7 protein-coding genes are annotated in these 10,578 nt (G+C 49.3%); 1 reads left to right on the top strand and 6 read right to left on the bottom strand.

What is annotated here, in order from left to right; translation table 11 throughout:
* Positions 1-220 precede the first annotated feature (220 nt).
* The 4 genes from FW767_RS07635 to FW767_RS07620 form a co-directional block, all read right to left on the bottom strand.
* The gene (locus FW767_RS07635) at positions 221-1,279 is read right to left on the bottom strand and encodes a leucine-rich repeat domain-containing protein (protein WP_121699458.1); all 1,059 of its coding nucleotides are present in this window, start codon (positions 1,277-1,279) and stop codon (positions 221-223) included.
* 98 nt (positions 1,280-1,377) lie between these two features.
* Positions 1,378-2,931, bottom strand: a complete 1,554-nt coding sequence (gene dnaB, locus FW767_RS07630) for a replicative DNA helicase (RefSeq protein ID WP_121699455.1) — start codon at positions 2,929-2,931, stop codon at positions 1,378-1,380.
* Between the two features lie 687 nt (positions 2,932-3,618).
* Positions 3,619-4,773 (bottom strand): MFS transporter, encoded by a 1,155-nt coding sequence (locus tag FW767_RS07625; protein ID WP_121699454.1) that lies wholly within the window; start codon positions 4,771-4,773, stop codon positions 3,619-3,621.
* A gap of 120 nt (positions 4,774-4,893) precedes the next feature.
* Positions 4,894-5,901, bottom strand: coding sequence for an arabinan endo-1,5-alpha-L-arabinosidase (locus FW767_RS07620; protein ID WP_121699453.1), 1,008 nt, complete (start codon positions 5,899-5,901; stop codon positions 4,894-4,896).
* 233 nt (positions 5,902-6,134) lie between these two features.
* Here FW767_RS07620 and FW767_RS07615 point away from each other — a divergent pair, with 233 nt between their 5' ends.
* On the top strand, positions 6,135-8,216 hold the full coding sequence (locus FW767_RS07615; RefSeq protein ID WP_235898082.1) for a S9 family peptidase: 2,082 nt from the start codon (positions 6,135-6,137) through the stop codon (positions 8,214-8,216).
* Between the two features lie 91 nt (positions 8,217-8,307).
* Here the strand turns inward: FW767_RS07615 and FW767_RS07610 are convergent, their stop codons facing one another.
* Together FW767_RS07610 and FW767_RS07605 are read right to left on the bottom strand one after the other, a co-directional pair.
* Positions 8,308-10,143 carry a M56 family metallopeptidase gene (locus tag FW767_RS07610; protein WP_205523862.1) on the bottom strand — a complete coding sequence of 612 codons (1,836 nt, stop codon included), beginning with the start codon at positions 10,141-10,143 and terminating at the stop codon, positions 8,308-8,310.
* A 4-nt stretch (positions 10,144-10,147) separates the two neighbouring features.
* Positions 10,148-10,525 carry a BlaI/MecI/CopY family transcriptional regulator gene (locus FW767_RS07605; RefSeq protein ID WP_121699450.1) on the bottom strand — a complete coding sequence of 126 codons (378 nt, stop codon included), beginning with the start codon at positions 10,523-10,525 and terminating at the stop codon, positions 10,148-10,150.
* Between the last annotated feature and the right edge of the window lie 53 nt (positions 10,526-10,578).

Below are 10,578 nucleotides of genomic sequence, written 5' to 3'. Positions count from 1 at the left end.
TTTTCTACCGATTCACTCTTGGGGGCGGACTCGGCCGCCCCCGCCGCTTGGGCATCCCCCTCCGAGAGGAGTGAGGTTGGTCTGCTTATCTAAGCAAAGTTTTTGCACTTCGATTTTGAATCTTCGTGTGCAGTAACGGTGGGCTATAATAGAAAAAGAGCGGGAGACCGTTGAGGTCTCCCGCTCGATATATAGTCAGGTCTTACAATCAGTAAGCTTGTTAGTAGTTCCACTGGCAGGCCACCATTGAAAGGTTGTTGCAACCGATGGTGCGGAAGTCGGTGATGTAGTTGAAGCGGCAGTTGATGTAAGTAAGAGCTTGGTCAAACGATACATCAAGCATTGTCAGCTGGTTGTTGTTGCAGATAAGACGCTGGAGGAATGTCTGATTGCTCAGTGTGAGTGAGGTCAGGTCATTGTAAGAGCAGTCTACATACTGGAGGTTGGGGCAGGAGTCGATGGTGAGCGAAGTCAGATCGTTGTAGGAGCAAACGAGGTCGATAAGGGCGTTGCAGTCGCGAAGTGCGAGGGTCACCATGCGGTTGTCGCTGCAGATGAATGTGCTAAGCGTAGGCAGACCGGAGATGATGAGGTTCTGGATTTCGTTGTCATCGATATTGAAGTTCTGAAGGCTCTCTACACCGAACAGATTGATGGTGGTCAGTTTGTTGTAGCCGCAGTAGAGGTTCTTTAGAGCGGTGCAACCCTGTACGTTTAGAGCTTCAAGATGGCAACCTTGGCAGTTTAATGTCTCAAGAGTCGTGGAGTTGGCCACGCTGAGCTCGACGAGCAGGTTGTTGGAGCAGTTTACGTTCTTAAGCATCGGTGTGCCTGTGATGTCAAGCTCGGTCAGACGATTGCGGTAGACGGTAAGTTTTGTCAGTGCGGTGTTGTCTGATAAAGTAAGCGTCGACAGCTTGTTGCGCGAAGCATTGAGCTCGGTAAGAGCGGCATCGCCGGCTACTGAGATTGATGTTATGGCATTGCGCGATACGTCAACTTTTGTAAGAGCGTCAAATCCGGAGAGGTCAAGGTCGCCTGCGAGGTGCTTGTCTTTCCATTCGATTGCGGTCACATGGCCACCGGCAACGGTAACACCTTCCCAAGTGGCGGGTGATGAGAGATCAGTGATTTTCAATGCGGTTGCATTAGTACCACCTTTTTCAGCAGGCTGCGACAAAAAGGCTTTCAGTTGTTTCACCTCGTTCTTGTCGATTTTCTGGGCGAAAGCGGTCACGCTACCAAGCATGAGGGCAATCATTAATAGAGCTTTTTTCATAAACATTGAAATAGTTGAGTTTAGTAATGTTCGTTTATACTCCTAAAACAATGCTTATTAGTAAAAGTTTAAAAATATCGGATTTATATATATTTTTTTTAAAATGGCGGAGGCCCGTCATCAGGTCCGCTGATAAAATCGGCGTTGCCTCCGGTGAACGACGGTGGTGCCTCGAGTTCGATGTTAGCCATGTCATTTAGACGTGAGCCTACCGAGGCTGTGGCGAATGGCGACTCCTCTTCTTCACCCCAGTTTTCGAAGCGGGCAAACCGGGCCTTGAAGCGAAGCTTTACATCATCGACCGAGCCTGAACGGTGCTTGGCCACGATAAATTCGGCAAGGCCGCGTATGTCGTTGCCTGCATCGTCCTGACCGCTGCGCGAGTAGTACTCCGGACGGTGTATGAAACATACGATATCGGCATCCTGCTCAATGGCTCCCGACTCGCGGAGGTCGCTTAGCTGCGGGCGCTTGCCGTCGCCGCCCTGACGCGACTCTACCGAACGGTTAAGCTGCGACAGTGCCACGATAGGTATGTTGAGTTCTTTGGCGAGCTGCTTCAGCGACCGTGATATCATGCTTACTTCCTGCTCGCGGCTGCCGAAGCGCATGCCCGAGGCGTTCATAAGCTGAAGGTAGTCGATGATTATGAACTTGACATTGTGTTCACGAACAAGACGGCGTGCCTTGGTGCGCAGTTCAAATATGGATAGCGACGGGGTGTCGTCGATATATAGAGGTGCACTGTAAAGGTGCTTGACACGCGACATCAGCTGGTCCCATTCAATGGGTGACAGTTGGCCCGACTTGATTTTCTGGCTTTCGAGCTCGCACACATTGCTTATAAGGCGGTTGACAAGCTGAAGATTGGACATCTCAAGCGAAAATATGGCCACGGGGGTGTTGTAGTTCACCGCCATGTTCTTGGCCATGGAGAGCACAAACGCCGTCTTTCCCATGGCAGGGCGGGCCGCTATGATGATAAGGTCGGAGTTCTGCCATCCCGAGGTCAGTTTATCAAGTTCGTGGTAACCTGATTCAAGACCGCTAAGTCCGGACGTGCGGTTGGCGGCGGCTTGTATCTGTTCGATTGCCTGTCCGATGACCGGGTCAATCTGGGTCACATCTTTTTTAACGTTACGCTGCGATATCTCAAACAGACGGCCCTCGGCCTCCTGAAGCAGGTCATCGACGTCGTTGCTCTCGTCAAAAGCTTTCCCTTCTATGCCGGCGGCAAACGATATGAGTTCGCGGGCAAGATACTTCTGCGCTACGATGCGTGCATGGAACTCAACATTGGCTCCAGAAAGCACCCTTGACGTCAGTTCCGATATGACTACAGGACCGCCGACCTCTTCAAGAGTGTTATTGAGTCGCAGCTGTTCGACCACGGTAAGCATGTCGATCGGCTTCTGTGCGGCTCCGAGGCTCTGTATGGCTTCATATATGCGCTGATGCGCAGGTTCGTAGAAACTTTCGGGTTTAAGTATGTCGCACACCGTAGTGTAGGCGTCTTTTTCAAGCATAAGTGCGCCGAGCACCGCTTCTTCCACCTCCTTGTCCTGTGGCATTACCCGACCTATAGTGTCATAGGCCGGTTGATGTTTTGGCGATTGTCGGCGATTGCCGCCTGATTGTCTGTTTTCGGGCATAACTGTAAATTAACTCCTGCAAAGTTACGACATCTCCCTCAAATATCCTTAACTCCGGTACTGATACTTATCCACCCCTTATCGACTCCGCGTCGACATCCGCATCACCCGATACCAACACACATACCTCTTCCATAAGTAGAATGACGCGCCGTAACTTCCCGCATACTTACATCTCATAAAAGTGTAATTATCTTTTAGGTAGTGCGTTATGAAAAAGAAAGCGAAAGTTTTTTTGCTTTCTTTCGCTTTCTTTCGAATTTGCAATATATAATCAATTATCTGATACATTATAATTTATGTAGGAGAGGGTGAAGCCGGATGGCTATACAGGTTGCCACCTGATGTCGTGGTACCGGCGCCTCACCTTTAATGTGACCGACGTATACAATCTGTTTTTAACTGGTCTCGATTAATCGACCTGATGTAATGTTATTTAACTTTGGTGGGCGGTAAGTTGGCCCGGGTGCCGGTTAATTTTGCTTGTGAAAGTCATGGTGGCTTTCCTTGTAATGTTAATCGAGATAACAATGGAGATACTGTTAGTGGTGATTCTGGCCTTTGCATGGATAGGACAGGCACTTAAAGCGGGGGGCGACATCAAATAATATCGAAGTCGTTGAAAATCAGTTATGCATTGAGGAGTAGGGGGCATGGCGCATTTATGGCAGTCATACAATGCGTGGGTCACCGGTTCAAGGGATATCTGCGCGGGGAGAACAGGTACAGACACACGGTGCCGAGTACTGCGAAACCGGCTCCGATGAGCGACGAGTATCGCGGGCCCGCTCCTGCTTCGATAGGAAGTCCGCCGCATAGGGCGCCTATGGCATTGCCGAGATTGAATGCTATCTGTATCATGGCTCCGCCCATAAGTTCGGCTCCCGGTGAATATCTGATCAGCATTAGCTGCATTGGCGGCGATATGGCAAAGAGTGCCGTGGCGGCAAGGCATACGAGCGATACAGCCGCGAAGACGTTGCACGAAAAGAGATATAATCCTGCGAGTGTGACGATTAGGGTTATCTCTATGATACGGGCTACTCTGACCGGTGTGTATCGGTCGCTCAACACTCCTCCGTAATATGTGCCTATGCACATGCCCGCTCCTACGAGCAGCATAAGCACGGGTATGAAACTCATGCCTACACCCGCATCCTCGGTCATGAGCGGAGTGACGTAGCTGTACATGCAGAATACACCTCCGTTGCCAAGCAATGTGGCACCGCTAAGCAGCCATGGAGCCGGACTTTTCAGGAAGCGGAACTGACCTTTGATGTTTGACTTCGGCAGCGCCGGCAGCACTGGTATGAACCGTCGTATGGCCAAGAGTGTAATAAGTCCCCATCCTATATTGAATATGAATACGTAGCGCCAAGTCATGATATTTCCTATAAGACTCCCGAGGGGTACTCCCAACAGATTGGCTACAGTCATGCCCATACACATAAGGGCCACACCCGAGGCGCTTTTACCTTCGCCTGCCAAGCGACTTGCCACAAGCGCTCCTGTGCCGAAATACGCCCCGTGGGGGAGTCCTGACAATACTCTTGCCGCAAGCGCCATGCCGTATTGCGGAGCAAGCGCAAAGCACAAGTTCCCTATTATATAGGTAGCCATAAGCATGATGAGTATGCGGCGTAGCGGCCAGTTGCGTGAAATGATGACAATGAGCGGCGCGCCTATGCATACGCCAATGGCATACGCCGATATAAGATGTCCCGCTTGGGCTATGGACACATCAAATGTTGATGCGAGTTCGGGCAGTATGCTCATCATTACATACTCCGCGATGCCAAGTCCGAATGTACCTAATGCGAGCGACAGAAGACCTTTTTTCATGAAGCACTGTTTTTGCGGCTGCAAAGTTATGACAAAATGGGCATAAAAAGTCAAGTGATTCAATCTTTTTGAAAATTGAATCACTTAACTGCGTCAAATTACTCGCTTTAAACAAAAAAATCACAATTTTACTTGAGGCCAGCCGTCATCGCTCCATGTTATGGGTCTTACAAGCAGTTGCGACCGCCCTGTCTTTTTATCATAGGCGTGTGACACAAATATGTCATTGCCGTCGATTGTGTAAGCAGCGCAGTGTCCGACACCGGCCCATTTTTCTCCATCGCCTTCGACGAGCACGCTACCGCCGCCATCGGCCATGTCCTTTCCGTTCTTGTCAACATACGGACCCTGCACATTCTTGGAGCGTCCTACAGCCACTTTATAGTTGCTGTCGCGCCCGCGGCAGCAATAGTCCCATGATACGAACAGATAGTACCAATCGCCGTGTTTATATATGAACGGTGCTTCTATGGCCCCGTCGTTTTTCCCGGTCGTACCGGGTCGGCTTGCTATCGAATACCATTCTTCTGGCTTGGCTACAGCTGACATGTCGGGCGTCAGTTTTACCAACTTCATTCCGTTCCAGAAAGAGCCGAAGTCCATCCATGGGGTACCGGTTTCGTCGATTATTATATTGGCGTCTATGGCGTTCCAGTCATCGCGGTTTGGCACTGACTGTATGACCATGCCCCTGTCGGTCCACTTGTAGTCGGTGCTTGACGGGTCGAGCGTCGGACTTGTGGCGTGGCCTATGACTGAGGTGTTTTTGCCGAATGCCGAGCATGCGTAGTACAGGTGCCACACTCCGTCATGATATATTATGTCCGGTGCCCACAGATGGTTTTTTGCTCCGGGGAGGGCTTCGCTGATCCATTGAGGCAGCGAGGGCAGACACGGTCCGAGCCTTTTCCACTTTTTCAGGTCAGTCGACGAAAAGCCGTCGATGCCTATACCTGTACAGTATAGATAGTATGTGTCTCCGTCTTTGGCAAGCACCGGGTCATGTACCGTAGGGGAGTATGGATTATACTGCGGCTTATGACGGTGTGGAGCCGATTCTGACGTCTGCCCGAATATGTATCCGGCAGTAGACAGCAGTATAATGCCGGCAATAAGTCTATTAAACATGGTTGATATGTGATTAGGCGTGATTGGCATATATCAAAATACATTTTGTTAATATAAGACTTGTTTAACCTAAAAAGGTTTAACCGAAGACACCCCCGAATATAAAAAATAATTATTCAGGTTATGATTTTGTCGTGTGGAAAATGATGCTTAACTTTGCTTTGGTTAGGCTTATTTTGAAATTATTTTTACAAATTAAGTAATATATGAATCATTATTTTAAACCGATTATCATGTCAGCTTTACTTGTTGGCGCAGTATCCTGCGCGGATAAAGTCGCCGATGAAAAAGTAATTGACAAGCCGGAATTCAAAAGTGCCGACGGTGTTTTTTCAATTGAGGCGCTTGAGGCTCTCGGACGAGTATCGTCACCGGTAATATCGCCTGATAAGAGCAAAGTGCTTTATTCAATCGCTTATGAAAGTGTTGAGGAAAACCGTTCAAATGCAGACCTTTATGTCATGAACACCGATGGGAGCGATGCGGTGCGCATAACCCGCAGCGCCAAGTCGGAGAGCAATGCGGTGTGGATCAACGGAGGAAAACAGATAGCTTTTCTGTATCCCGACGGTGACAAAAATCAGGTATGGGTCATGAATGCCGACGGCTCCGGCCGTACTTGTGTGAGTGCAGTCGATAACGGAGTTTCCGGTTTCACGGTGTCGCCCGACGAGTCCAAAATCGTGCTTATATCAAACGTAAAATATACCCGTACGGCCGAAGATATATATCCTGACCTGCCCAAAGCCACCGGTCGTGTTATTGATGACCTCATGTACAAGCATTGGGACGAGTGGGTGACTGAGATACCTCATCCGTTTCTTGCCGATTTTGACGGAAAGAAAGTGACGAATGTCGTGGATATCATGGCTGATGAACCTTATGAGTCGCCGATGAAACCCTTTGGAGGCGTTGAGTCGTTTGCATGGTCGCCCGACAGCAAGCAACTCATCTATGTGTCGCGTAAAAAGACCGGCATGGAGTATGCGTTGTCGACCAACTCCGACCTTTACCTGTACGACATAGCTTCCAAGACTACCAAAAACATAACCGAAGGAATGATGGGTTATGACACAGCCCCGGCATATTCTCCCGACGGCAGATATGTGGCTTGGCTCAGCATGGAACATGACGGATATGAAAGTGATAAAAACCGCATTTTCATCATGGACTGCGCTACCGGTGAGAAGACCGACCTTACGGCAGACTGGGACTACACCGCCGATGCCATAGCGTGGAATCCGTCAGGCAAATCGATTTATTTTCTTGCTCCTTATCAGGGTGTGACCCCCATATTCAGCATCGACATAGCCTCAAAGGAGGTATCCAAAGTCATAGAGGGTGTGTGTGACTACGCCGCGCTTGCTCCCGTTGACGAGACATCGCTCATAACCATGAGCCACTCGATGCTTGCTCCCAATGAGATATATTCTGTGAAAAACGGCGAGCTCGCCCAGCTTACTTCGGTAAACAAGGAGATATTTGACCAGCTCGATATGCCTACGGTTGAGAAGGTCATGGTGCCTACCACCGACGGTAAAGAGATGACTACTTGGGTTGTATATCCTCCGAAGTTTGACAAGACCAAACGTTATCCCTCCATTCTGTATTGTCAGGGAGGACCGCAGCAGGCTGTGAGCCAGTTCTGGAGCTATCGTTGGAACCTTGCTCTTATGGCTTCGCACGGATATATAGTCATAGCTCCCAACCGACGCGGACTCCCGGGCTTCGGTACAGAGTGGAACGAACAGATATCAGGCGACTACGGCGGCCAGAATATGAAAGACTATCTAAGCGCAGTCGACTTCATGAAAGAGAAACCGTACGTAGACAGCCGTTACATCGGAGCTACCGGCGCGAGCTACGGCGGATTTTCGGTATATTGGCTTGCAGGCAATCATGACAAGCGTTTTGCCTGTCTTATAGCGCATGCCGGTATATTCAATACGGAGTCGCAGTATCTTGAGACGGAGGAGATGTGGTTTGCCAACTGGGATCTCGGCGGTCCGTTCTGGGACAAGGGCAACCCTGTGGCGCAGCGTACATTCTCGCAGTCGCCCCACAAGTATGTTGACAAATGGGATACTCCCATACTTATAACTCACGGAGAATATGACTTCCGCATACTTGCGTCGCAGGGCATGATGGCGTTCAATGCGGCCAAATTGCGCGGCATACCGGCAGAGATGCTTATTTTCCCCGACGAGAACCACTGGATACTGAAACCTCAGAATGCCGTGATGTGGCAGCGGGTATTCTTCCGTTGGCTCGACCGCTGGCTTATGCCCGAGGACTCTATGGAGGAGCAGCGCTGACATGAGTTAAAGTGCTCGGATTAAATCACAACGGGTCGAAAACCATCGCGGTTTTCGACCCGTTCTTTTATATCAGGTTAATTAAGATTGTTTATTCTGCCGATTGCGACGCGGTTGTGTCTTTGGACTTGTTGTCATCCTTCATTTTAAATGATATCGGCAAGGTATACCATACCGCTACCGGTTTGCCTCCCATCTTTCCGGGAATGAAGTTGGGCAGGTTTTTCACCACACGTATGGCCTCGGCGTCAAGAGCGGGGTCGACGCCGCGTAAAACATTTGCCTCACCGATGCTGCCGTCTTTATTGATTACGAAGCGTACTATGACTGAGCCTTGTATGTCGTTTTTTATGGCTGACTCAGGATATTTCAGATTTTTCATCAGGTTCTGCATAAGGCCTGCCATGCCGCCCGGAAATTGCGGCATCTCCTCGACGGAATTGAATACTTTTTCGCCGGCCTCGGGTTCTCCGGTTACAGGGGCGGGTGCAACTGCAGATGCCGGTTGAGTCTGTTTAAATGCTATAGGCAAAGTATACCATACATTTACAGGCTTTCCGTCAATCTCGCCGGGTGTCATCTTGAGCAGTTTCACGACACGTAAGGCTTCTGCATCAAGTTCAGGCGCCACCGCACGTATGATTTTGGTCTCACCGACTGTTCCGTCGGTTTTTACTACAAATTGTACTATCACTCGGCCCTGTGCCTTTGAATCGGCAGGATATTTTATATTCTCCGAAAGAAACTTCATCATGGCCGCTTCGCCACCCGGATATTGCGGCATTTTCTCCGAAGTTTTGAAGTTCTTGTCAGCATCGGTTTTTGTGTCAGTACCCGGATTCTGGACTGTACCGGCACTGCTTGCTACGGTGAGGACGCCATCGTCAGCAATGTTTTCCACGTCTTCAGGCGTAACGGCGTCGGTATCAATGCCGGTTCTTCCGTCAACCGTTACGACTGGAGTCGTGGCTTCAGCTTCGGGCATTTGCCTGTCTGCCAGAAATTGCGTAACTTTGGTTGCCGAAACTTGTTCAAGGGCATTGATAACTGATGGCGAGAGAGCCACAAGCGCACACAGCGCTACTGCGGGCACGGCTGCTGTAGCAAGCCAACGACGCCCGGGGGAAGTTTTTTTACGTAACATCATTTTAATACGTTTAGATAAATTAGAGTGATCGAGGCTGTTGGCTATGGACGGGAATCTGGAGCCGACAGCCTTTTTTATTAGCAATATCTGATATTCACGGGCGTTTATGCCGCTGCTTAATACAGCTTCATCGGCCTCGTATTCATGTATGGTCTGGAGTTCGTTGCGCATAAGCCATCCTACAGGGTTGTACCACAGGAGTACGGCTACGCTCTCGGCAATTATAAGGTCAATCCAGTGACGGCACTGCAAGTGCATTGTCTCGTGCATTATTATATTCCGACCGCTTGAGCTATAATCTTTTTGCGACAAGACGATGTATCTGCCCCAGCTGAACGGTGCTACGTTGTCGTTATCGTGAGAGCACAGTGTCCATCCTGACGGAAGTACGGTTTTGTCGCATTTCGCTATGAACCGCAGCATCTTGGTCCATATCATTATTTCCCTTATGATAAAGAATAGAAGCCCTGCACCGTACAGAAGTATTATAAATGTAAGTACACGGGCCACGGGAGAGCTCTGCGAGGTATAATCGTCGGCAACTGTCATGGCCAACGGACCGTCGACGCTTACCTGCAAAGTCACTTCCGGAGCGTTGAATGATATTGTTGAGACGAGGTGCAGCCATAAAGGCATGGACAGAGCCACTATGTAGCTGCACAATATCATGACGCGGTTAAATCTGAAAAAAGTGCATCTTGACAGGCACAACCTGATTATAAGATACATAGGTATGAGTGTGGCGCCTGTGAGCAGAGAATATGACAGTATTGGTCCCATGACGTTATTGCTGATTATGGTCGGCTGCGCTTTTCTCGACTTCATCAAGCAGACGGCGCAACTCGTCGACCGATATGTTTTCTTCTTTGACGAGCGAAGACACTACTCCGAGGTAGGAGTTTTTGAAATAACGCGATATTATCGATTTCAACGATTTCACTCCCATGTCGGCTGCACTGACTGTGGCATAATATTGGTATGTCTTGCCAAATGACTTGTGACTTATGTAGCCTTTCTCTTCAAGACCGCGTACGATTGTCGATACAGTATTGAAGTGCGGACGGGGGTCTTCGTAAAACTCGAGTATCTCTTTTACGTACAACGGTCCGTGTTGCCAGAAGAAATTCATGATTTCTTCTTCCTTTGCCGTTAACTCTTTCATATAGCACCTATTATTTGTTACGGCACAAAAGTAACTACATTTTATAGTTTAAA

Origin of the sequence: Heminiphilus faecis, assembly GCF_008728965.1 — a bacterium.
Lineage (GTDB): Bacteria > Bacteroidota > Bacteroidia > Bacteroidales > Muribaculaceae > Muribaculum > Muribaculum faecis.
This window is presented reverse-complemented; position numbering and strand designations above follow the sequence as displayed.